Raw genomic sequence first — 23376 nt, 5'->3', positions numbered from 1 at the left:
TGCAGTGCGTGAAGCCGTACAGCTTTGTTGTACGGGTTCACATCGGTGGATGGACGGGTTCCGGTGGGGAGTTGTACCCGCATGAGCGGCTCACGACGGTCACGTAAGAATGCATCGGCGAGGAAGCTTGTGGGGGCGTTGCTCGCGCTTCACCGGGAGGCGGCCGGGTTCACCCAGAGATCCCTGGCCGAGCGGTTCGTCATCGGCGAGGAGCAGATCGCGTCCATCGAGCAGGGGCGGCGCACCCTGAAGATGGACTTGGCGGTGCAGTTGGACGAACTCCTGGGCACAAAGGGCACGTTCGAGACAGCCGTGGAGAACATGCCGGAGGTCGACCTGATCCCTCGGTTCAGCGAGGAGTACCTGGATCAGGAGCGGGAAGCCATCGTGATCGACTGGTACGAGACCATGCTGGTGCCCGGACTCCTCCAGACGGAGGCCTACGCACGGGCGCTCTTCCGTGGCCGCATCCCGGCGTTCACCGAAGAAAGGATCGAGGAACTCGTCACCCAGCGGATCGAGCGGCGGGACATCTTGCACCGCAAGGAGCCGCCCGCTGTCAGCTTCGTGATCCGGGAGGCGGCACTGCTCAGCCGTATGGGTGGGGACACTGTGCACATCGAGCAACTGCGCCACCTGCGCGAGTATGCCGACCTACCAGGCCTCTGCTTGCAGATCATGCCCTTGCGCCACCCCTCCGGCCCCTCAGTCACGAGCCCGCTGATCGTGCTGGAGACACCCGATCACCAGCGGCTTGCCTACAGCGAAACCCATCGCGGAAGCCACCTGATCGCCGATCCGGACGGGGTGGCGAACCTGGCCTGCAAGTATGGGATGCTGCGGTCCGAGGCCCTCAACTCCGAGGAAAGCAAGGGCCTGTTGGACCAGTTGCTAGGAGAGCGATGAGGAACAACACCGCGCTTGAGTGGTTCAAGTCCAGCTACAGCGACGAGGAAGGGCAAGTCTGCTTGGAGATAGCCGAAGCACCCACTGCCGTCCACATCCGGGACTCCAAAACCCCGGAGGCCCCCTACCTCACCGTCACGCGCGCCGCCTGGGCAGCTTTCCTGGCGAACCGGCACGCCTGACCGGCACATGAGGTACTACCTCTACCTCTCCACCGCCAAGGTGGACATGCTGTACGAGCAGATCCCGCCGAAACTGCTCAAGCGCCTCGCGGTCGAGGCCAAGGTCGACCTCAAGGTCCTCAGCCTGGCCGTACAGTCACCCCGTACCGAAGCGAGCACGTACGACAGGCTTGACATCGTCGAGTCCTACCTGGAGCGGGAGTCCGACGTCAGTTGGATGACGGAACCCACCGCCTGGTTCCGGGGCGACCTGGCGCTGCGCATCGCGGGGTACGGCGCCATGGTGAGCCCGACGTTCATGACGGGCAGCGACGGCGACACGCTCGTCGCGCTGATCGGCTCCGCCCACCACCTGATCGGCTACGAGCCCGCACCGGACATGCACCGGATCGGCCACTCCGCGTTGCCCTCGATGTTCCAGCTCCTCCGGGACGACGCCGACCGACGAGCGGAACGCCCGAGCCGGGGAGGCGTGCTCCACGAGGTCCTGGAATTCTCCGAGGCGCTGGAGGTGCCGCCGGTGTCCTGCGAGTTCCTCGCGCGTCGGCTGACGCACGGCTCCGTCACGATGGACGACGGACGGGAGTTGGCCATCGTCGTCGGCACGCCGCTCTACGTGGCGATGGCGGAGGAACATGGCTGAGTTCGCGCCGCTGGGCGAGTTGGTGGACATGCGGATGGACGGCGATGTGGCGGGCCTGTGCCGGGTGGCACGGGCCGACGACGACCGCCGTGCCGTACAGGCCGTGGAGTTGCTGGGCGGCTGCGCGGTGCCCGAGGCGGTGGACACGCTCATCGGCTGCTGCGGACGGGAGGGCGACCGGTACCGGGGCGTGCGCAGGTCGGCCGTCATCGCCCTGGGGAAACTGCGTGACCGCCGCGCGGTGCCCGTACTCCTCGAACTCCTGAACCTGGGCAAGCCGGTCGACGGCCCCCACCTCGACCGGGAGCTGTACCGGGCCCTGACCAGCATCGGCGGCCCGGAGGTCGTCGCCGGGCTCATCGACGTCCTGGAGGCCTTGCAGGCGGACCTCTACAGAGCGAAGCAGATCGTCGACGTCCTCGCCGATCTGCGGTCACCGGACACCGTCCCCGCGCTCCTCGCCTCGCTCTGGCAGTTCCGTCCGACCAACCCGCTGCCTGTGGTGCGGGCGCTCGCCGCGATCGGTGACCGGCGCGCGGGAGCCGCCCTGCTGGACCTGGCGGGCTCCGACCGCGCCGCCGTGCGCCGCGCCGCCGTCGAAGCCCTGCACGCGTCGCCCTGGCCGCCACCCGTCCAGACGCCGCACCCCGAAGAGTTCCTGCGCGGCGCCTGGAGCGACCCGGACCCCGGCACGGCACGCCTCGCCGCCGACCTGCTCTCCAGGACCGACGAGGGCCGCTACCTCCTGTCCGAAGCCCTGAAGCCCCCCACGGGGACATCGCGCCGCCACGAGTACCCGCCGCACGCCGTCGTCGCCGCCTGCGCCTGCATGGCGGACCACCCGGGCCGCTTCACCAGCCCCCACCTACACGGGGACATCGCTCTGCTCACCACCCAACTGCGTACGTCGCCCCTCCCGGCCGTGCGCCGTGCGGTGGCCCGCGCGCTCGGCGCCCGCGCGGGGGCGGCGGCGACCGGGGACCTCCTGGCGGCTCTGGACGACCCTCCTCTCACCGAGACGGTGGCGGACGTCCTGGCCGCCCTCCCCGAACCTCCTGTCCAGGATTTCCTGAACCTGCTCACCGACCGCTCGCGCGGTACCGCACAACGCCGGGGCGCCGCACTGGCGTTGGGCCTCGCGGGCCACACCGGTGCCGCCGCCGCGCTCCTGGCGGCCCTCGCGGACGACGACGCCCCCGTGGCGGTGCGCACCGGCGCCGCCGACGCGCTCGGCGCCCTGCGGCACACGCGGGCCGCCGCGCCCCTCGGGGTTCTGGCCGCCGACGAGGAGCAGCCCGGCGCGCTGCGCGCCCGCGCCGTACGCGCCCTCGGCCTGATCGGCGCGCCCGACACACTGCCGGTCGTGCTCGCCTGCGCGCGCTCGCCGCACGAGACGGTACGGGAGCGGGCCGTGCGGGCCCTGGGCTCGTTCCCGGTGCCCGAGGCGGCCGACGCGCTCGGGGCGCTCGTCGCATCCGCCACGGACGACGGCACGGACGACGGCGTCGCGCTGACCGCCCTGTACGCCCTCGACCGGATGGGCGCCCCCGCGCTGCCCGCCCTGACGGCGCTGACGGACCGGGTGCCGCCGGATCTCGCCGAATACCTCGTCGGTGCGCTCGCCGACCGCCCCGAGCCCGAGGCGACCGCCGCCCTGGGCCGCCTGGCCACGACCCCGGTGACGTACGCGTCCCAGGTGTACGCCGCCGAGAAACTGAGCGAACGCCGCTCCCCGGAGGCCGTGGCACCCCTGCGGGCCCTCGTCGTCGACGACGGGGTGTACGGCCCGACCTACGCCGCCGGGCTGCGGGGCCTGACGGCGATCGGCACCGAGGAGGCCGTCGAGCACGTCCTCGCGTACTGTCGCGCGACGCGGTACCCGCAACGGGAGCAACTCGACGCGCTGACGGCCATCGCCGCCGCCCGCGCCGGGAAGGACGGTGCCTGACCCCCCATGCGCTACTACCTCTACGTCTCCACCGCCAAGGTGGACATGCTGTACGAGCAGATCCCGCCCAAGCTGCTCAAGCGCCTCGCGGTCGAGGCCAAGGTCGACCTGAAGGTCCTCAGCCTGGCCGTACAGTCGCCCCGTACCGAAACCAGCCGCTACGACCGCCTTGACATCGTCGAGTCCTACCTGGAGCGGGAGTCCGACGTCGGCTGGATGTCGGAGCCCACCGCCTGGTTCCGGGGGGACCTGGCGCTGCGTATCGCGGGGTACGGCGAGGTGAACACGCCGACGCTGATGACGGGCCGCGACGGTGACACCGTGGTCGCGCTGATCGGCTCCGCCCACCACCTGGTGGGCTACGAGGCGCCGCCGGAGATGGGCCTGATCGGCTTCTCGGGGCTGCCGTCGCTCTTCCGGCTGCTCCAGGACGCCCCTCCGGAGTGGGAGGGCCAGTTCAACGTGCGGTCGCGCGGTGGCCGGATGCCGAGCCGGGGAATGGTGGCGCACGACGTGCTACAGGCGGCCGAGGGACTGACGGTGCCGCCCGTGTACTGCGACTTCCTGGCGCGGCAGTTGATGCGTTCCACCGTGACGCGGGACGACGGCGAGGAGCTGACGATCGTCGTCGGGACACCGCTGTACGTGGCGATGTCGGACCAGGTGCACGAGGGCGAGGGGGCCTGAGTGGAGCGCGCGGTGTCCATCTCCGAGGTGATGCGCATGCGTATGGCGGGCGACGTGGCGGGGCTTTGCCGGGCCACGCGGTCCGAGAACCATGACGCCGCCGTGTACGCCACCGCGATGCTGGGCAGCGCGGTACGCACACCGGAAGTCGTCAGGACACTGCGCCTCTGTCTCACTCGCGAGGACGAGCCGCTCCCCGGACTGCGCTGGCACGCCCTCGTGTCCCTGGGCAGGCTGCGCGTGGAGTCGGCCGTGCCCCTGATCCTTCGCACCCTGGCCGAGTCGGACCACGACCGTCAACAACTGGACGAGCCCGCGTGCGAAGCCCTGCTGGCCATCGGTGGACCGGAGGTCGTCCGCGGTCTCGTGGACCTGTGCGAGCGATTGCGGTCCGGCCGGGGGTACTGGACGGTGCGGGTGCTCGACGCCCTTGCCGCGCTGCGGGCGCCGGAGGCCGTGACGCCCCTCCTGGCCCTGCTGTGGGCGTATCTGCCCGAGCTCGCGGTACGCGTCGTGCGCACCCTCGGCGCGATCGGGGACCCGCGGGCCGCCTCCGCCCTGCTCGTCCTCGCGCACTCCCCCGCCTCGGACACGCACCTGCGCCGCGCCGCGGTCCAGGCGCTGCACGCGCTGCCCGCCGCCGAGTGGCCGCCCCCGCACCGCCACCCGGCCGTCGAGCAGCTCCTGCACATCCCCCAGCGCGACCCGGACCCCGACACGGCCCGCCTCGCCACGGCCCTGCTCGCCAGGACCGAGGACGGCCGGGCCCACCTGTGGGACGTGCTGCGCGGCGCGTCGGAGCAGGACGGCCCCGAGTGCCCGCCGCACGCCGTGGCGGCGGTCTGCGCGCGCATCGCGGCGGAACCCGGCCTCTTCGCCGTACCGGACCCCGGCGAACACCACGCCCTGCTCACGCACCATCTGCGTGCGGCGGCGGCACCGCCCGTGCGCCGGGCCGCCGCCGGGGCGCTCGCCGCGTACGCGGGGGCCGGGGCCGCCGGTGAGCTGGTGGCGGCGCTGGGCGACGCGCACATCGGCGACACGGTGGCGGACCTCGTGGCCGCGCTGCCGGAGCCGGTGCTGTCCGAACTGGTGCTGCCCGCACTGGCCGACCTGTTCACACGCCCCGGCGAATCCGTCGCCCGACGGCGGGGCGCGGCGCGCGTGCTGGGGCTCGCCGGACGCACGGACGCGGCCCCGGTGCTCCTGTCGGCCCTGGCGGACGACACGACTCCGGTCGGGGTACGCGCGTCCGCCGCCGACGCGCTGGGCGCCCTGCGGCACGATGCCGCCGCCCCGCCCCTCGCGGCCCTGGCCACGGACGAGGAGCAGCCCGGCACCCTGCGGGCGCACGCCGTGCGGGCCCTCGGTTCGATCGGGGCGCCGGACACGCTGCCGGTGGTGCTCGCCTGCGCGTGGTCGCCGCACGAGGCGGTGCGGGGGCGGGCCGTCGTGGCCCTGGGCGCCTTCCCGGTGCCGGAAGCCGCCCGCGCGCTCGGGGAGTTCGTCACGCCAGGCGCCGAACCGGACCTCGCGCGTGCCGCCGTGCAGGCGCTGCGGGAGATCGGCGGCCCGGCGCTGCCGGTCCTCGTCCAGCTCGCCGCCGGAGCGGACGGCCTGCCCGAGGACGTGGGCCACCGGCTCGTCGGGGCGCTCGCCGCCCACCCCGGGGCGGAGACGACCGGGGCGCTGCTCGGGCTCGCCACGGCGCCGCCGCCGGGCTTGCGGGACGGGAAGGCGTACGTGACCTCCGGTGCGCGCCGGTTGTCCCGATCGACGCCGGTCCGGGAGGTGGCGTCCCTCGCCCTCACCGAACGCGGCTCGGCACGGGACCTCACCCCCCTGACGGCTCTCCTGGGCCCCGACTCCTGGTTCGGCGCCCACGAGCCCGCCGTACAGGCCCTGTTGCGGATCGGCACCGAGGAGGCGTACGAGCACGTGCTGTCGTTCTGCTACGGGACGAAGCACTTCTACACCTGGCACGTCGGCGCCCTGGACGCCGTCGCCGCGGCACGCGGGATCCGGCTCGGGCCCTAGCCAGGCAGGCCGACCGTGGCACGACGCGCCCCGGGCCCACCCGTCATCACTTCGGGTGACGGTACCGTCGTACACAAGACCACGGCGCGTACCCGCGTCCACACTCGCACCCATGGGAGCGGTGATGACCACACACCGGCAGGGGCGGGCCACCGAAGAGACCTGGATGTTCCCGCCGGCCGACGGTTGGAACTTCGACCAGGTCAAGCACTTGGAGCTGCCCTTCGACTGGGAACTCGTGGACGGAGCGATTGCGCTTCGTGGGCAGACGAGGTTCTGGCACAACCGGGTGCGGGACGGCATCGCGGACGCGCTGAAGGCAGCTCACGCCGAGCCGTACTCCGTGGTCCTGGAACAGTGCGTCATGGTGGGCGACCAGAACGTCCCGAAGCCCGACGTGATCGTGTTCGACCCCCGGGGACTCGACTTCTTCGAGATCGAGTGCGTGCCGGTCGACCGGGTCTCCCTGGCCGTCGAGGTGGTCTCTCCCGGCTCACGTCAGGACGACCGCGTCCGCAAGCCCGCATTGTTCGCCGAGGCCGAAGTGGCGTGCTACTGGCGCGTGGAGCTGGAGAGGGACAACCGCCTCGCCGTGCACGAGTACTGGCAGCACGCCGAGACCCGGGCCTACATCCCCGCCCCCATGCACCCCGTGCACCGCGACAAGCTGAGCACCGAGCTGCCCTTCCCCGTGGAGATCGATCTGGCGGCGCTGCTGGAGTTCTGAGGCGAGGCAGCACGAGTGCCGTGCCGCGACAGCGTGACGGATCCCTGCCTAAGATCCCCGGCAGCATCGCGTGCCGGTCACCGTCCGGGTGAGGCATGGAGGTGTGGGAGATGCCCTCGGAGGCATTCCTTGGCAGTACAGCTCAACCACACGATCGTCCACGCCCGGGACAACCGGGAGTCCGCCGCCTTCTTCGCGGACCTGCTGGGACTCGAAGTCGGTACCGAATGGGGACCGTTCGTCGCGGTCGAACTCGACAACGGCGTCACGCTCGACTTCGCCACCGTCCCCGAAACCGACATCGCACCGCAGCACTACGCCTTCCTCGTCTCCGAGGAGGAGTTCGACGCGGCGTACGAGAAGATCACGGCGCGCGGCACCGAGCACTGGGCCGATCCGCACGGCAAGCAGCCCGGTGAGATCAACCGCAATGACGGCGGCAAGGGGGTCTACTTCACGGACCCCGCGGGTCACTACATGGAGCTGATCACAGTGCCGTACGGCGGCCTACCGCAGAGGTAGGGCTCACGGCGGCGCCAGGGCGCACGGGCGGGTTGCACTCCCCCCACAGGTAGTGCAACCCCCCGGCTCCTCGCCCTCCCATCCCTCAGAAAAGGGCGAGGGGATCGTCGGGGACTCCGAAGCGTCCGTTGCCGAGCGTAGGCGGAGTCACGTACGTATCGGTACGTCCATCCGGACAAGCGATGTGCCGCCGCGCGGGGCGATCAGGGCAAGGAGCCGGGCCGCCTACTTGCGCCTGGCGCGCAGCGTGAGAACGACGGCCACGGCGGCGAGCACCACGATCAGCACGATCAGCCACCCGGGCATGTCGCCTCCGCCTCCGCTCCCACCCCCGCCCCCACGCGCGCGGTAAACGAGATCGACCATTTCCCGGGCCGCTAATGAACCCTTACCGTTCCCCACCAGAACCACCCTTCCGCACGGTCACTCAGGACGCCGATTGCGCCTTCGCGACATCGAAGGCCCTGACGCGATTCAGGGTGCCCCCGGGTTCCCGGTTGAATCCGGTGTCCACACCGCCCGTACTCTTCGCCGACAGTCCCAGCGGCCCGTTACGGAAGAACGCGTCCCCGAGCTTGACGCGTTCGCTGCGACCGGTGGAGCCGTACACATGGTGACGCGCGAACACCAGCGAAGCCGTCGAGTCAATCCCCCAGATCTCGGGATACCGGCGCCCCACCCACTCCTGCGAACTTTGCTGCACGAACCACTACAGCGGGAGGACCAGGACATGAGGCGATGGACGGCCGGACGCGTGGCGGGACCGGTGCTCACGGTCGTACTCGGCATGGGCGCTTTCACGGGCACGGGCACGGGCGCCGCGGCTTCGGCGGAGGGGACGGCGGCGGGGGCGGCAGACGGCGCCGCCGCCTCCGGCTATCTGAACCTGCACCAGTGCGCGTACTACGCGAGCACCCTCGACGACCACTTCAGCACCTTCGTGACGCCGAGCGCCGACAACCGGTACGCCACCGGCACCAAGCGATCGAGCACCGCCGACACCACCGCCAACTGCGGCGCCGGCAACGGCAACCACGTACCCATTCCGATCCTGCACGGAGTCAAGGCCCTGAACCTCGGCAGCGGTCGCTACCTCAACCTCCAGCAGTGCGACTACTACCGGAGCGCGAGCACCGACCGCTTCACCACCCTGGTGACGCCGAGCGGCGACGGCCGGTACTCCACCGGCACGAAGGTGTCCAACTCCCCCGAGACCAGCCCCACCTGCGGCCCGGGCAACGGCAACCACGTACCCAATCCGGGGCTCTCGGGCGTCAAGGCCCTGGACCTGAACGCGGGCCGCTACCTCAACCTGCACCAGTGCGTGTACTACTCGGAGCGGCACAAGAGCCACCTCACGAGCGTGGTGACGGCACCCGACACCCGGTACTCGACCGGGACGAACGTCTCCGACACCGCCGACACCAGGCCCGTCTGCGGCCCCGGCAACGGCGACTACGTCCTGATCCCGATCCTGACCGCCGTCAAGAGCCTGCCCTTGGGCTGACGGCCCCACGGACGAGGGCCGCACCCCTGCCCCGGGGTGCGGCCCTCACCTGCTGTGTGCCGTCGCCTACTTGCGGATCAGCGAACGCAGCACGTACTGCATGATGCCGCCGTTGCGGTAGTAGTCCGCCTCACCGGGGGTGTCGATGCGGACGACCGCGTCGAACTCCACACCGGTGTCGGTGGTGACCTTCACGGTGCTCGGCGTGGTGCCGTTGTTCAGCTCCTCGACGCCGGTGAAGGAGAAGGTCTCCTCGCCGGTCAGACCGAGGGACTCGGCGGTCGCGCCCTCCGGGAACTGGAGCGGCAGGACGCCCATGCCGATGAGGTTCGAGCGGTGGATGCGCTCGTAGGACTCGGCGATGACGGCCTTGACGCCGAGGAGCGCGGTGCCCTTGGCGGCCCAGTCGCGGGACGAGCCCGAGCCGTACTCCTTGCCGGCCAGGATGACCAGCGGGGTGCCCTGCTCGATGTAGTTGCGCGAGGCGTCGTAGATGAAGGAGACCGGCGCGTCTTCCTTGGTGAAGTCGCGGGTGTAGCCGCCCTCGGTGCCCGGCGCGATCTGGTTGCGCAGGCGAATGTTGGCGAACGTACCGCGGATCATGACCTCGTGGTTGCCGCGGCGCGAGCCGTAGCTGTTGAAGTCGCGGCGGGCGACGCCGTGCTCCGTGAGGTACTGGCCGGCCGGGGTGTCGGCCTTGATGGCACCGGCCGGGGAGATGTGGTCGGTGGTGACCGAGTCGCCCAGCTTCGCCAGGACGCGGGCGCCCGTGATGTCGGAGACCGGGGTGGTCTCCATCGTCATGCCCTCGAAGTACGGGGGCTTGCGGACGTAGGTCGACTCGCTGTCCCACTCGAAGGTGTTACCGGTCGGGATCGACAGGGCCTGCCACTGGGCGTCGCCCGCGAACACATCGGCGTAGGACTTGTTGAACATGTCCTCGCCGATGGAGTTGGCGACGACGTCGTTGACCTCGGCCTCGCTCGGCCAGATGTCCTTGAGGTGGACCGGGTTGCCGTCCTGGTCGGTGCCCAGGGCCTCGGTGGTGATGTCAACCTTCATCGAACCCGCGATGGCGTACGCGACGACCAGCGGCGGGGACGCCAGGTAGTTCATCTTGACGTCGGGGTTGATGCGGCCCTCGAAGTTCCGGTTGCCGGAGAGGACGGACGTCACGGCCAGGTCGTGGTCGTTGACGGCCTTCGAGACCTCCTCGGGCAGCGGGCCCGAGTTGCCGATGCAGGTGGTGCAGCCGTAGCCGACGAGGTTGAAGCCGACCTTGTCCAGGTACGGGGTGAGACCCGCCTTGTCGAAGTAGTCGGTGACGACCTTCGAGCCCGGGGCGAGGGTGGTCTTGACCCACGGCTTGCGGGTCAGGCCCTTCTCGACGGCCTTCTTCGCGACGAGCGCGGCGGCGACCATCACGTACGGGTTCGAGGTGTTGGTGCAGGAGGTGATCGCGGCGACGGTGACGGCGCCGTGGTCGATCTCGTACGTGGAGCCGTCGGGGGCGGTCACGGTGACCGGCTTCGACGGGGCGCCGTTCGGGGCGACGGCCGGGGAGTCGGAGGCCGGGAAGGACTCCTTGCCCGCCTCGTCCACGTCGTCGACGTAGTTGCGGACGTCCGTCTTGAACTGCTCGGCGGCGTTCGCGAGGACGATGCGGTCCTGCGGGCGCTTGGGACCGGCGATCGACGGCACGACCGTCGACAGGTCGAGCTCCAGCTTCTCGGAGAAGTCGGGCTCGGCGGCCGGGTCCAGCCACAGGCCCTGCTCCTTTGCGTACGCCTCGACGAGCGCGACCTGCTGCTCGTCGCGGCCGGTCAGGCGCAGGTACTTCAGGGTCTCGTCGTCGATCGGGAAGATCGCGGCGGTGGAGCCGAACTCCGGCGACATGTTGCCGATGGTGGCGCGGTTGGCGAGGCTCGTGGCGGCGACGCCCTCACCGTAGAACTCGACGAACTTGCCGACGACGCCGTGCTTGCGCAGCATCTCGGTGATCGTGAGCACCAGGTCGGTGGCGGTCGTGCCCGGCTTCAGCTCACCGGTCAGCTTGAAGCCGACGACGCGCGGGATCAGCATGGAGACCGGCTGGCCGAGCATCGCGGCCTCGGCCTCGATGCCGCCGACGCCCCAGCCGAGCACGCCGAGGCCGTTGACCATCGTGGTGTGCGAGTCGGTGCCGACGAGGGTGTCCGGGTAGGCCTGGCCGCCCCGGACCATGACCGTGCGGGCCAGGTGCTCGATGTTGACCTGGTGGACGATGCCGGTGCCGGGCGGGACGACCTTGAACTCGTCGAAGGCGGTCTGGCCCCAGCGCAGGAACTGGTAGCGCTCCTTGTTGCGGCCGTACTCCAGCTCCACGTTCTGGCCGAAGGCTTCCGCCGTGCCGAACTTGTCCGCGATCACGGAGTGGTCGATGACCAGCTCGGCCGGGGCCAGCGGGTTGATCTTCGCCGGGTCACCGCCGAGCTCCTTCACGGCCTCACGCATCGTGGCGAGGTCCACGACGCAGGGGACGCCGGTGAAGTCCTGCATGATCACGCGGGCCGGCGTGAACTGGATCTCCTGGCTCGGCTTGGCCTGGGAGTCCCAGTCGCCGAGCGCGCGGATGTGGTCGGCGGTGATGTTCACGCCGTCCTCGGTGCGGAGCAGGTTCTCCAGGAGAACCTTCAGGCTGTAGGGAAGGCGTGCGGAGCCCTCGACCTTGTCCAGCTTGAAGATCTCGTACGACTCGTCGCCCACGCGCAGCGTGCTGCGGGCGTCGAAGCTGTTCGCCGACACGACAGTCTCCTTCATATGTGTGCGCGTTCCACCGCATCCTGCCGCCACGACTTCCGGCCGATCCGCTAAGGTAAGGCTAAGTTAGGTAACCCTTACCAATCGGACTGGCGATGCGTGCGGCCGCGGTGCGCCTCGGCAGATATCTCGATGTCGAGATAACTCTAGTACATCACCGCGCGTCGCGACGAGGCGCGGCTGTGCTGTGCGCCATATCGGCGTGCCCGCACGCCCGCGCGGTCGCCCTTCCGCGCGCCCGCGCGGTCATCTCTTCCGCGCGCCCACCTCTCCGCGCGCCCGCTTTTCCGCGCGCTCCGCTTTTCACGCACCCCTCCAGCATGCGCCGCCCCGGTGCGGGTGGCGAACCGTCGGATGGCCGAATACCGACGGTCCGGGAGTGCGGCACGCCGTGGCCGGATGCACAGTGGTGCACGGCGGCGATGTGTCGTCGAGGCAGCGCGGCGCCGCCCGGGTGACGCGGGCGGCGCGCGCCGCGAGTGAACTCCCGCGTACGCCGCGACACCTGAGCCCCACTCGGGCCAACACGCGGGCCGGGAAGCCGAACGCGCGGGACCGGGAAGCCGAACGCGCGGGACCGGGAAGCCGAACGCGCGGGACCGGAAATCGAACGCGTGGGACCGGAACCGGTCACTCCACCAATGGCCTACCCCAGCGCGTGCGTCATCTCATATCTGAGATAACCTGCGCCCATGGCAGACGACTACCTCGTACGCATCGGCAAGCTCATCCGTGACGCCCGGCAGCACCGTGGCTGGACCCAGTCGCAGTTGGCCGAGGCGCTCAACACCAGCCAGAGCGCCGTCAATCGCATCGAGCGCGGCAATCAGAACATCAGCCTTGAGATGATCGCCCGTATCGGCGAGGCGCTCGACAGTGAGATCGTCTCGCTCGGCTACGCGGGCCCGATGCATCTGCGGGTCGTCGGCAACCGCCGCCTCTCCGGCTCCATCGACGTCAAGACGAGTAAGAACGCGTGCGTGGCGCTGCTCTGCGCGTCGCTGCTCAACAAGGGCCGCACCGTGCTGCGCCGGGTCGCCCGCATCGAGGAGGTCTACCGCCTCCTTGAGGTGCTCAACTCCATCGGGGTGCGCACCCGCTGGATCAACGAGGGCGTCGACCTGGAGATCGTGCCGCCCGCGCGGCTCGACATGGACGCCATGGACGCGGAGGCCGCCCGCCGCACCCGCTCGATCATCATGTTCCTCGGCCCGCTCCTGCACCGTATGGACCACTTCCGGCTGCCGTACGCGGGCGGCTGCGATCTCGGCACCCGCACGATCGAGCCACACATGATCGCGCTGCGCCGCTTCGGTCTGGACATCGCCGCCACCGAGGGTCTCTACCACGCGGAGGTCGCCCGCGACGTCACGCCCGACCGCCCGATCGTGCTGACCGAGCGCGGCGACACGGTGACCGAGAACGCCCTGCTCGCCGCCGCCCGCAGCGCCGGCACGACCGTCATCCGCAACGCGTCCTCCAACTACATGGTCCAGGACCTGTGCTTCTTCCTGGAGGCGCTCGGCGTCAAGGTCGAGGGCATCGGCACCACGACCCTGACCGTGCACGGCGTGCCGACCATCGACGTGGACGTGGACTACTCGCCGTCCGAGGACCCGGTCGAGGCGATGAGCCTGCTGGCCGCCGCCGTCGTCACCGAGTCCGAACTGACGGTCAAGCGGGTGCCGATCGAGTTCCTGGAGATCGAGCTGGCGGTCCTGGAGGAGATGGGCCTCGACCACGACCGCACGCCCGAGTACGCGGCGGACAACGGCCGCACCCGCCTCATCGACCTCACGGTGCGGCCCTCCAAGCTGGAGGCGCCCATCGACAAGATCCACCCGATGCCCTTCCCCGGCCTGAACATCGACAACGTCCCGTTCTTCGCGGCGATCGCCGCGGCCGCCCAGGGCAAGACCCTCATCCACGACTGGGTCTACGACAACCGCGCGATCTACCTCACCGACCTCAACCGCCTCGGCGGCCGCCTCCAGCTCCTGGACCCGCACCGCGTCCTGGTCGAGGGCCCCACCCGCTGGCGCGCCGCCGAGATGATGTGCCCGCCCGCGCTGCGCCCCGCCGTGGTCGTGCTGCTCGCCATGATGGCGGCCGAGGGCACGTCCGTGCTGCGCAACGTCTACGTGATCAATCGTGGGTACGAGGACCTGGCGGAGCGGCTCAACTCGGTGGGAGCGCAGATCGAGACGTTCCGGGACATCTGAGCGACGGATGCCGCCGCGTGCTGTCTGGCCTGCAACGAATGCGAGTCCGGATGGGGCGCGGCGGCGCCTCTGACTCCATCCAGGATCGCTCCTTGCGAGTCGGTCGGCGCCTGCGGAGGGTTATGCGGCGTGCCCGTTGCCGCGCAGCAAGGGCGGGTTGAGCAGCCACGCACTCCCCCGCCGGTAGAGGGCGGCCGGGCGGCCGGTGGGGGGCAGCCGTTGCTCCCCAGTGGGCTGCACGAACCCTGCGGTGTTGAGCACCTTGCGGCGGAAGTTGCTCGGGTCCAGACGCTGCCCCCAGATCGCTTCGTAGACCGCGCGCAACTCACTCAAGGTGAACGACTCGCCGCAGAAGGCCGTGGCGACAGCGGTGTACTCGAGCTTCCTGCGGACCTCCTCCAGAGCATCCGCGAGGATGACCGGGTGATCGAACGCCAACTCCTTCGCCTCACTGACTAGCTGCGACAATGAGGCCCAGTAGGCACGCCTGGCATCGGTTCCGCCCACTGGAGTGGGGAGATCCGGCCCCAGCGCGAGATAGGCGATGGTGACCACCCTTCCCCTCGGGTCCCGTAGCGGGTCTCCATAGGCGCCGAGTTGCTCCAGGTGCAGGCGACTGCCGTCGATCCCGGCCTCCTCCCGAAGTTCACGCAGCGCCCCCTCGCGCAACGTCTCGCTCTTCTGTACGTAGCCGCCGGGAAGCGCGGGCCAGCCATCAAAAGGCTCCAGCCCGCGCTCGATCAGGAGAACCATCAGCTGATCGCCCCTGACCGTGAAGATCGCCAAGTCCACCGTCACCCATGACGCCTCCACCTCGGTGGAGTCTTTGAGCCAGGCATCCACGAGAACTCCTAAAGGTCATATTGACTTAAACACCTGCGCGCCTTATGGTCCCATTGACCATAACTCTGCGAGGCGAGGGCAAGTCATGATCACTTCCCATGCGCCACCGATCGAGGAAGCAACCGGCGAACCCACTGGCGCAACCCGTCACTTATGCGCCGGCGTGTACGTGGACGAACGATTTCGCGACCTCGTGATCGACGAGGTGTGCACCGCGCCGCACCGACGAGTCGCCCCGTCCTATGGGTTCGACATCGTTCCCGTCATGCACCACGCATGGCTGGCCGCCACGCTCAGCGCGCTACTGCGCATAACGGTTGTGGGGGCAGTAGTCGCCCCCGCCTGTGCGAACGCCCTGCCCACGGCCATCCTTGTCGCCTGCGGCCTTGCCCTCTTGTGGCTGCTCCGCCTCGCCACGGCGCTCCGGGACGCCGACCGACAGCCGAGCCCCAGACGAAAGTCCAAACGCCGCGGTCTCGGACCGGTGGCACGAGGCGATCGGCGCCTCCTCAAACTGCTCTTTCCCCGAAGGCACTCGGAGAAGACGCGCGCGCTCCGACGCATTGGGGTGGCCTCTCTCTCCTTGACGCTAGCGGGGCTGACCACCGCGCTCACCCACCCAGGCCACGCCGAGGCGGCCCTCCACGTGGCGGTGGGCATCTCGCTCATGTGCCTCGGCGTCGGAGCCACACGCCAGCTCATGCTGAACCACATCCTGCGCGCGCCGTCCCTTCGGCCTGCACGCCTGTCAGGCCGACAACGAGCTGCGGACCAACAGCAGCAACACGTCGGTGCCGTGTACCGCCGCCCCCGTCACAGTGAGGACGAGGACGAGGACGACGACCTCACCATGTTCACGCTCTTCGGGGACGAGTCACCGTTCATCGGGGCCGGTGAACTCGTCTACCAGTGGAACCCGCCGATGAGCATCCAATTGCTGCGCCCCGACGATGAGGGCAAAGCACCGCTTCATGAGCGCGAGCACCCCGTGCCCCCCTTCCAGGCACATGAGCTGGTCGATTACCTGCGCGATGCCGTACGACTGCTGAACACCGACAGCGAGGATGTGCGGCTTCCCGCGCAGGTCCGCGACCGTGTCTACATGGCCGACACTGATGTGGCAGTAGACCATTCCCTTCTTCCGAAGAAGTTCACCGAGGCCGACCTGCGTGACATCATCAACACACCCGGATCCAGGCAGCATCACTTCCTCGAAATCTCGACGCCCGCAGAAGGATCGGAATTCGTCGCGACCGTCCTGCTGCATATCAGCCTGCAAGGTCGCACCTTGAGCATCTCCACGGCTGCCTGCGTTCTCGCCCATACGCCGAGATCCTTCCAACGTACCGAGGAATTCGGCCACCACGGCGCCGTGGCCGTAATCTGGGCGGCGTTTCGCGAACTGGCCATCTTGTCCTCGGAGATCCAGTACTCATGGCGGATCATCCGCTACGTCTACACCTTGGGCAAGGCAACACTGCTCCCCCGTGACCTCACCTCCACGCCGATCCGCAACATCCTGATCGGCAGCCGGGTGAGCATACGGGAAAGTTCGGCGCAGGCGTGGTCCAAAATTCAGTTGGAGAAGACCGACATCCTGGGCCGGATGAAGACGATAGAGCAGCGGCTGCTCAGAGCCGCCGGAGATTTTCTGCATAGCAAGAATGTGGACATATCCGAGTTCAACGACCGTGCACTCAAAATCATCAACAGCGGCATCTTCAACTTCGGCGACAACAACACTTTCAGCAACAACGCCGTGGGCGACGCAGCCCAGGTCGGCGTTTCCGTGAACCAGTCGGCAGGACCCCACAACACCAGCGGTGGAGGAAGCCAGTGAGCGCCAACCGAGGCATCACCAGCCACGGCGACAACAACAACTTCAGCAACAACGCCGTCGGAGAACACGCCCATGTCTCCGTTGCCGTCCCCTCTCACGGCACCGCCCACCCCAATGACGCCGGGGCGGCCGAGGAACGGACCTCCGCGTGGGACGTCGGAGTGGTCACGATCCTCAGCGAGGAACTGCGGTCCGTCGTGGACGAGCTGAAGCTGCAGCGTCACAAGGAGCCCGGTGGACTCTACTTCTACCGGGGCGAACACGCCTCTCCGCAAGCGACCGTTCGCATCGTGGCCACCCAGAGCCAGAGCCAGGGACAACGGTCAACGATGGCCGCGTTGGAAAACTTGCGCCGTCACTACGAACCTCGGCTGTGGGCCCTGGTCGGAGTGGGTGGCGGCATCCATGACGACCACGCTCGCATCGGCAACGTCATCGTCTCCACCGACATCGTCTACTACGAGAATCGCAAGATCAATCCGCGTGGGGACGTCCGCCGCCGGGGTGAGCACCGGCAGGCGCCGGCACCGGTCGTCCATGCGGTGAACGCCTTCTTTGCCGATCACGGCACTCCGGCCCGCATAGCCGGTCAGCTTTCTACACACGCCTCGGAAGAGTTCGATGTCTACCCGGGAGTGATCGGGTCCGGCGAGGCCGTCATCACCGACCGCGAAAACGAAATCCGCAGCTACCTCACGAACTATCACGAGAAGGTTCTGGCAGTGGACATGGAAGCCGGAGGGTTGAGCCAATACTGGCAGGAGAACTCTGTCTACGGCGGCATCAACCCTGGCTGGATCGTCATCCGCGGGGTGTCCGACAACGCCGACGAAGAGAAGGGCCACGGACATCACGAACTCGCGGCCCGAAACGCCGCACACATGCTGCGACGACTTCTGCCCTACCTCTGCTGACCGTGAAGTCAATCAATCGAGGTAATCCAGCACAGGGAGATGGCTCGCATGAATGCTTTCCTGTTCGGAGTACTCAGCTCTCTCGCAGCCAGCGCGATCGTACTCGTCCTCGGCCTTTTGCGCGGCTCACGACCACTGTGGTGGCTGATCGCCGCCTGCTCTTGGTGCACGGGCACAGGGCTCGGCCGTGTGTACCGTCATCAGTCGTCCGCCGATCAGGACGTCGCACGGGACCTCGGCCGGGCTCGCTGGATCAAAGTCATGGCGGGGCGTGGCAACGTACTCACTCGTGAGGCCTTCTTTCCTCTGTGGTCGGGGGCGTTGACTCCCGAGTGCGTTCAAGTCCTGCTGCCCGACCCCGGCACCCCGGGCGACTCCTGGCTCGACCGGCGCTCGCGTGACGTGGGCCGATTCGACCCCGGCTTCACACCGGAGCTGCTCAGGAGCCAGGTCCAGACGAATATGGACTATCTCGCCCAGGTGGCCCGCACACAGAGCAACTTCGCGCTCCGCAGCTTCAACCTGCCCAACATCTGCCGCGTGATCGCAACGGACCGGGCGGCCTACCTCACCTTCTACAGCAGCTCCGCGCACGGCAGGAACTCCCCGTGTCTGTACGCCCGGGCGCCCGGGCTCCTGTATTCCATCGCTCTGCAGCAGTTCGACACAGCCTGGACGGACAGCTCACCCACGCTTCCGGCGCCTCAGTCCTGACGCCACCCAGCTCTCACGGCAGCACCGCGAACCCGTCCAGTTCCACCAGGCACTCCTCGTCCCACAACCGCACCGTGCCGATCACCGCCATCGCCGGGTAGTCGCGGCCCGCGAGGTCCTTCCAGATGCGGCCGAGTTCGCGGGCGTGGGTGCGGTAGTCGGCGACGTCGGTGGCGTAGACGGTGACGCGGGCCAGGTCGGCTGGGGTGCCGCCCGCGGCGTGGAGGGCGGCGAGGAGGTTGGCCAGGGCCTTTGCGAACTGCTCGGGCAGGGTGGCGCCGACCACCTTGCCTTCGGTGTCCAGGGCGGTCTGCCCGGCGAGGAAGACCAGGCGCCCGCCGGTGGCGACGACGGCGTGCGAGAAGCCGGTGGGCGGGGAGAGGCCGGCGGGGTTGAGGCGGTCGAGGCTCATGCGGTGGGGGTCCCCTTCTCCCGCTGCGGCTCCTGGGGCCGGGCCCCGTACAGCTCCTTGGCGATGACGGTGCGCTGGACCTCGCTCGCGCCTTCGTAGATGCGCGGCGCCCGCACCTCGCGGTACAGGTGCTCCAGGAGGTGCCCGTGCAGGAGGCCGCGGGCGCCGTGCAACTGGACCGCGGTGTCGACCACGAACTGGGCGCTCTCCGTGGCGAAGAGCTTCGCCATCGCCGCGCGCCCGGCGATGTCCGGCTCGCCGCGGTCGTACGCCGCCGCGGCCGCGTACACGAGCAGGCGTGCCGCCTGTGTGCGCGTCGCCATCTCCGCCACCTGGTGGGACACCGCCTGGAGGTCCTTGAGCTTGCCGCCGAAGGCGTCCCGGGCCGCCGTGTGGGCGAGGGTGGCGTCCAGGGCGGCCTGCGCCATGCCGACGGCGAACGCGCCGACGCTCGGGCGGAAGCGGTTGAGGGTCGTCATGGCGACCCGGAACCCGCGGTCGACCTCGCCGAGCACGTCGTCGGCGCCGACACGGACGCCGTCGAAGGAGAGCGTGCCGATGGGATGCGGCGAGAGCATCGCGAGGGGGGCGCCGGTGAGGCCCGCGCGGTCGGCGGGGACCAGGAAGGCGGTGACGCCGCGGGCGCCCGCGTCCGGTGCGGTGCGCGCGAAGACGGTGTAGAAGTCGGCCTCCGGCGCGTTCGAGATCCAGGACTTCTCGCCCGTCAGGCGCCAGGCCGAAGGACCGTCGGGGGTGGCGCTCAGGGCCAGGGCCGCCGCGTCGGACCCGGCGCCCGGCTCGGACAGGGCGAAGGCCGCGACCGCGCGGCCCGCCCCCACGGCGGGCAGCCAGCGCTCGCGCTGCGCGGGAGTGCCGTACGCGTGCACGGGGTGCCCGCCGAGGCCCTGTAGGGCGAGGGCGGTCTCGGCCTCCGTGCAGACCCGGGCGAGGGACTCGCGCATCAGGCACAGATCGAGGGCGCCGGAGGTGAACAGGTCCTCCAGGAGGCCGAGTTCACCGAGCGCGGCGACCAGCGGCCGGTTCACCCGGCCGGGCGCACCGGCTCCCGCGCCCTCGTCCGCCTTCTCCACGAGTGGCAGCAGCCGTTCGGCGGCCTGCTCCCGCAGTCGGGCACAGCGGGCGGTTTGTTCAGGATCGAGCGAGAATGCCGTCATCCCGGGCCTCTCCCCTCGCGCGGGTTTATCGCGCACCGTTGACTGTCGTCACCATCACGATACGCTCGTTCGGCCGGTCACCACCACGCCCGACCGGCCAGTACGCCCGACCGGCGAGGGGGCGAAGCACCATGGAGCGTTCAGGTCACGTCGACACCTTCGCGCGCGACCATCTCCCGCCCCGCGAGCAGTGGCCCGCGCTGGTGCGCGACCGGCCCGAGCTGCACTGCCCTGACCGCCTGAACTGCGGTGGCGAACTGCTCGACCGCACGGCGAGCCGGTTCGGCGCGGACCGCCCGGCGTTCCGCGCGGGCGACGGCACCGTGTGGACGTACGGCGGGCTCCAGGAGCGGGTCGACCGGATCGCGCACGTGCTGACCGGCGAACTCGGCGTGGTCCCCGGCAACCGCGTGCTGCTGCGCGGCGCCACCTCGCCGTGGCTCGCGGCCTGCTGGCTCGCGGTGATGAAGGCGGGCGCGGTCGCGGTGACCGTCCTGGCGCAGCAGCGCACCCAGGAGCTGGCCACGATCTGCGAGATCGCGCAGGTCTCGCACGCGCTGTGCGACGTCCGCGCGGTCGACGACCTGACCAAGGCCGGGGTGCCGGGCCTGCGCGTGACGACGTACGGCGGCGAGGGTCCCGACGACCTGTTCGCCCGTACGGCGGCCGCGCCGCAGTCGGCGTACGAGGCCGTGGACACGGCGGCCGACGACGTGGCGCTCATCGCGTTCACCTCGGGTACGACGGGCCGCCCCAAGGGGTGTATGCACTTCCACCGGGACGTGCTCGCGATCGCGGACACCTTCGGGCGCCATGTCCTCAAGGCGGGCCCGGACGACGTGTTCGCGGGCAGTCCCCCGCTGGGCTTCACGTTCGGCCTCGGCGGCCTGGTCGTTTTCCCGCTGCGCGTTGGCGCGTCCTCGCTGCTCCTCGAACAGGCGGGGCCCAGGCAGTTGCTGCCCGCGATCGCCGAGCACGGGGTGAGCGTGCTGTTCACGGCGCCGACGGCGTACCGCGCGATGCTGGACGCGTTGCAGGAGGCCGCCTCCCCCCAGGACGTGTCCTCGCTGCGGCGCTGCGTCTCCGCGGGCGAGAACCTGCCCGCCGCGACCTGGCAGGCCTGGCACGAGCGCACGGGCCTGCGCATCATCAACGGCATCGGCGCGACGGAGCTGCTCCACATCTTCATCTCCGCGGCCGACGACGCGATCCGCCCCGGCACGACGGGCCTGCCCGTGCCCGGCTGGCACGCGCGCGTGGTCGACGGTTCCGGCGCGCCGGTGCCGGACGGCGAGCCGGGGCTGCTCGCGGTGCGCGGCCCGATCGGCTGCCGGTATCTGGCCGACCCGCGGCAGCGGGAGTACGTCCGCCATGGCTGGAACATCACCGGCGACACCTATGTACGGGACGCCGACGGCTACTTCCGTTACGTGGCCCGCGCGGACGACATGATCATCTCGGCGGGGTACAACATCGCGGGCCCGGAGGTGGAGGAGGCCCTGCTCCGCCATCCGGACGTGGTGGAGACGGCTGTCGTGGGCCGTCCCGACGAGCGGCGCGGGCAGGTGGTGGTGGCGTACGTGGTGCTGCGCGCGGGCGCGGTGGCGGACGCCGAGCAACTGCGGGAGTTCGTCAAGGAGGAGCTGGTGCCGTACAAGTGCCCGCGCGAGGTGGTGTTCCTGGACGCGCTGCCGCGGACGGCTACGGGCAAGCTGCAGCGGTTCCGGCTGCGGGGGCCGGGGCCCGCGGGCGGGGCCTAGAGTGATCACGTGTCCGAGCAGCACCCACAGCACACTCCCAGGTCCCTGATCGTCAGCTTCTACGGCGCGTACGGCCGGGCCGCGCCCGGGCCCGTCGCGGTCGCCGAACTGGTGCGCCTCCTCGCCCCGGTGGGCGTGGACGCGCCGTCCGTGCGCTCGTCGGTGTCGCGCCTGAAGCGCAGGGGCCTGCTGCTTCCCGCGCGTACGGAGACGGGCGGGGCGGGGTACGCCCTCTCCGCCGAGGCCCGCCAGCTCCTGGAGGACGGCGACCGCCGCATCTACGCCCCGCGCGCGGACCAACCCGACTCCGGCTGGGTCCTCGCCGTCTTCTCGGTCCCCGAGGCCGAACGCAGCAAGCGGCACGTCCTGCGCTCCCGCCTCGCGGGGCTCGGCTTCGGCTCGGCGGCACCCGGCGTGTGGATCGCCCCCGCGCACCTCCACGAGGAGACCCGCCACACCCTGGCCCGCCTGCACCTCACTTCGTACGTCGACCTGTTCCGCGGCACCCACCTCGGCTTCACCCCCACCGCCGAAGCCGTGGCCCGCTGGTGGGACCTCGCCTCCCTCGCCAACCAGCACGAGGCCTTCCTCGACCGCCACGAACCGGTCCTGCGCGCCTGGCAGTCCCGCCCCGACACCCCACCCGAAGAGGCCTACCGCGACCACCTCCTGGCCCTGGACTCCTGGCGCCACCTCCCCTACGCCGACCCGGGCCTGCCCGCGGAGCTCCTGCCGGAGGGGTGGCCGGGGGGCAGGGCGGCGGAGGTGTTCCGGGGGCTGGACGGGCGGTTGCGAGGGGCGGGGGCGGAGTTCGTGGCGGGGCATTGAAGAATGCAGAGGGAACTGTAGCCACGCCTGGCACAACCTGTCGCAGGAGGACAAGAAGGGGTTCGATCGTGGTCGATCGCGACGGGTATGCGGATGTTCGCGGCCGTGGCGCGGCTGCTTTCGATCTGCGTGCCAGGTTGCCGGGCCTGGTCTTCAAGTCGCCCGACCAGCCCTTCGCCGGGGACGCGGGTGACTCGCTGTTCTGTGAGTTCGATGCCGTCCTCACTCCGGAGTTCTGGCCCGCCCTCCGGGCGATGGCGCGGTGGCACGGGGATCCGTACGTCGACCTGCTGGTCCTGGAGCCGGACGGTGCTGCGTTCTACGTGGCGGAGTACGGAATGTACCCGGCCGTCTCGCTGTCCGTGGAGGCCGACGCGGATGACTACTGGGCGGCGATCGGCTACGAGCCGGACGGTGACGTCATGGGGTCGATCGCCATCTCGGCCGATGTCATCGCTGTGACCGGGCCTTCCGGGAAGTGGGGGTGCTGGGGGGAAAGAGACCCCGAGGTCGCGGTTTTCAGGGGGTTTCCGGGTGCGGCCGAGCGGGAGGAATGGCGTGCGCGGTTCGGGCCGTTCCTGGACGTGTCGGGGGCCCTGGAGTCATATCTTCCGGTGACCTTCGCGGGTCGGAGGGTGCCGGACCGGTACGCCGCGGCCCTGACCGCCAACTACGGTCCCCCACCGGGAGGACGGGCGTAACGCGGGTGG

Annotated in this window: 22 protein-coding genes; 16 read left to right on the top strand and 6 right to left on the bottom strand. The window is 70.0% G+C overall.

Translation table 11 applies throughout. From position 1 onward, the window contains the following. Positions 1-129 precede the first annotated feature (129 nt). From IG78_RS0128740 to IG78_RS0128705, 8 genes are all read left to right on the top strand, one after another. On the top strand, positions 130-906 hold the full coding sequence (locus IG78_RS0128740) for a helix-turn-helix domain-containing protein (RefSeq protein WP_318657887.1): 777 nt from the start codon (positions 130-132) through the stop codon (positions 904-906). After that, positions 903-1088 carry a DUF397 domain-containing protein gene (locus tag IG78_RS0128735; protein WP_030568312.1) on the top strand — a complete coding sequence of 62 codons (186 nt, stop codon included), beginning with the start codon at positions 903-905 and terminating at the stop codon, positions 1086-1088. Before IG78_RS0128740 ends, IG78_RS0128735 begins: the two co-directional genes overlap by 4 nt. Before the next feature lie 7 nt (positions 1089-1095). Continuing rightward, positions 1096-1731 carry a DUF7019 family protein gene (locus IG78_RS0128730; protein ID WP_030568310.1) on the top strand — a complete coding sequence of 212 codons (636 nt, stop codon included), beginning with the start codon at positions 1096-1098 and terminating at the stop codon, positions 1729-1731. Beyond that, the gene (locus IG78_RS0128725; RefSeq protein WP_051853018.1) at positions 1724-3679 is read left to right on the top strand and encodes a HEAT repeat domain-containing protein; all 1956 of its coding nucleotides are present in this window, start codon (positions 1724-1726) and stop codon (positions 3677-3679) included. Before IG78_RS0128730 ends, IG78_RS0128725 begins: the two co-directional genes overlap by 8 nt. 6 nt (positions 3680-3685) lie before the next feature. After that, positions 3686-4366, top strand: coding sequence for a DUF7019 family protein (locus tag IG78_RS0128720; RefSeq protein WP_030568306.1), 681 nt, complete (start codon positions 3686-3688; stop codon positions 4364-4366). A 12-nt stretch (positions 4367-4378) separates the two neighbouring features. After that, a complete protein-coding gene (locus IG78_RS0128715) occupies positions 4379-6403 on the top strand; it encodes a HEAT repeat domain-containing protein (protein ID WP_157855894.1) in 2025 nt (674 codons plus the stop codon). A gap of 112 nt (positions 6404-6515) precedes the next feature. Beyond that, entirely contained in the window at positions 6516-7130 is a 615-nt protein-coding gene (locus IG78_RS0128710; RefSeq protein WP_030568301.1) for a Uma2 family endonuclease, read from the top strand. 129 nt (positions 7131-7259) lie between these two features. Beyond that, positions 7260-7652 carry a VOC family protein gene (locus IG78_RS0128705; protein WP_030568299.1) on the top strand — a complete coding sequence of 131 codons (393 nt, stop codon included), beginning with the start codon at positions 7260-7262 and terminating at the stop codon, positions 7650-7652. Between the two features lie 225 nt (positions 7653-7877). Here IG78_RS0128705 and IG78_RS50310 read toward each other — a convergent pair whose 3' ends face one another. Further along, positions 7878-8018, bottom strand: coding sequence for a hypothetical protein (locus tag IG78_RS50310; protein ID WP_169749724.1), 141 nt, complete (start codon positions 8016-8018; stop codon positions 7878-7880). A gap of 61 nt (positions 8019-8079) precedes the next feature. Continuing rightward, entirely contained in the window at positions 8080-8331 is a 252-nt protein-coding gene (locus IG78_RS50305) for a hypothetical protein (protein WP_030568297.1), read from the bottom strand. Between the two features lie 51 nt (positions 8332-8382). Between IG78_RS50305 and IG78_RS0128690 the strand changes: the two genes are divergently transcribed. Beyond that, positions 8383-9159 (top strand): hypothetical protein, encoded by a 777-nt coding sequence (locus IG78_RS0128690; RefSeq protein ID WP_157855893.1) that lies wholly within the window; start codon positions 8383-8385, stop codon positions 9157-9159. A 66-nt stretch (positions 9160-9225) separates the two neighbouring features. On the opposite strand, the gene acnA is transcribed toward IG78_RS0128690, so the two are convergent. Further along, on the bottom strand, positions 9226-11943 hold the full coding sequence (gene acnA, locus IG78_RS0128685; RefSeq protein ID WP_030568293.1) for an aconitate hydratase AcnA: 2718 nt from the start codon (positions 11941-11943) through the stop codon (positions 9226-9228). A 707-nt stretch (positions 11944-12650) separates the two neighbouring features. On the opposite strand from acnA, the gene IG78_RS0128680 reads away from it, so the two are divergent. Next, on the top strand, positions 12651-14180 hold the full coding sequence (locus tag IG78_RS0128680; protein WP_030568290.1) for a helix-turn-helix domain-containing protein: 1530 nt from the start codon (positions 12651-12653) through the stop codon (positions 14178-14180). A gap of 120 nt (positions 14181-14300) precedes the next feature. Here the strand turns inward: IG78_RS0128680 and IG78_RS0128675 are convergent, their stop codons facing one another. Further along, the gene (locus IG78_RS0128675; protein ID WP_030568289.1) at positions 14301-15023 is read right to left on the bottom strand and encodes an NUDIX hydrolase; all 723 of its coding nucleotides are present in this window, start codon (positions 15021-15023) and stop codon (positions 14301-14303) included. Positions 15024-15108: 85 nt separating this feature from the next. On the opposite strand from IG78_RS0128675, the gene IG78_RS0128670 reads away from it, so the two are divergent. From IG78_RS0128670 to IG78_RS0128660, 3 genes are read left to right on the top strand one after another with little or no spacing between them, the layout of a single operon-like run. Further along, a complete protein-coding gene (locus tag IG78_RS0128670) occupies positions 15109-16863 on the top strand; it encodes a hypothetical protein (RefSeq protein WP_030568287.1) in 1755 nt (584 codons plus the stop codon). Further along, a complete protein-coding gene (locus IG78_RS0128665; RefSeq protein WP_030568285.1) occupies positions 16860-17777 on the top strand; it encodes a 5'-methylthioadenosine/S-adenosylhomocysteine nucleosidase family protein in 918 nt (305 codons plus the stop codon). The genes IG78_RS0128670 and IG78_RS0128665 overlap by 4 nt, the downstream gene beginning before the upstream one ends. Before the next feature lie 48 nt (positions 17778-17825). After that, positions 17826-18491: a hypothetical protein gene (locus IG78_RS0128660; RefSeq protein WP_037686569.1), complete on the top strand. Its 666-nt coding sequence runs from the start codon at positions 17826-17828 to the stop codon at positions 18489-18491. A gap of 13 nt (positions 18492-18504) precedes the next feature. Here the strand turns inward: IG78_RS0128660 and IG78_RS0128655 are convergent, their stop codons facing one another. Both IG78_RS0128655 and IG78_RS0128650 read right to left on the bottom strand, forming a co-directional pair. Next, entirely contained in the window at positions 18505-18903 is a 399-nt protein-coding gene (locus IG78_RS0128655; RefSeq protein ID WP_030568282.1) for a RidA family protein, read from the bottom strand. Continuing rightward, positions 18900-20078 (bottom strand): acyl-CoA dehydrogenase family protein, encoded by a 1179-nt coding sequence (locus tag IG78_RS0128650; RefSeq protein ID WP_037686568.1) that lies wholly within the window; start codon positions 20076-20078, stop codon positions 18900-18902. The genes IG78_RS0128655 and IG78_RS0128650 overlap by 4 nt, the downstream gene beginning before the upstream one ends. 131 nt (positions 20079-20209) lie before the next feature. On the opposite strand from IG78_RS0128650, the gene IG78_RS0128645 reads away from it, so the two are divergent. The 3 genes from IG78_RS0128645 to IG78_RS0128635 all read left to right on the top strand — a co-directional run bounded on the left by IG78_RS0128645 (position 20210) and on the right by IG78_RS0128635 (position 23367). After that, entirely contained in the window at positions 20210-21838 is a 1629-nt protein-coding gene (locus IG78_RS0128645) for an AMP-binding protein (RefSeq protein ID WP_030568278.1), read from the top strand. A 9-nt stretch (positions 21839-21847) separates the two neighbouring features. Next, positions 21848-22666 carry a PaaX family transcriptional regulator gene (locus IG78_RS0128640; RefSeq protein ID WP_030568275.1) on the top strand — a complete coding sequence of 273 codons (819 nt, stop codon included), beginning with the start codon at positions 21848-21850 and terminating at the stop codon, positions 22664-22666. A gap of 68 nt (positions 22667-22734) precedes the next feature. Then, the gene (locus IG78_RS0128635; RefSeq protein WP_030568273.1) at positions 22735-23367 is read left to right on the top strand and encodes a hypothetical protein; all 633 of its coding nucleotides are present in this window, start codon (positions 22735-22737) and stop codon (positions 23365-23367) included. Positions 23368-23376 lie beyond the last annotated feature (9 nt).

This window comes from Streptomyces aureocirculatus (assembly GCF_000720475.1).
In the GTDB taxonomy this organism is placed as follows: domain Bacteria; phylum Actinomycetota; class Actinomycetes; order Streptomycetales; family Streptomycetaceae; genus Streptomyces; species Streptomyces aureocirculatus.
Note: the sequence above shows the minus strand (reverse complement) of the source record. Positions and strands in the feature narration are given on the sequence as shown.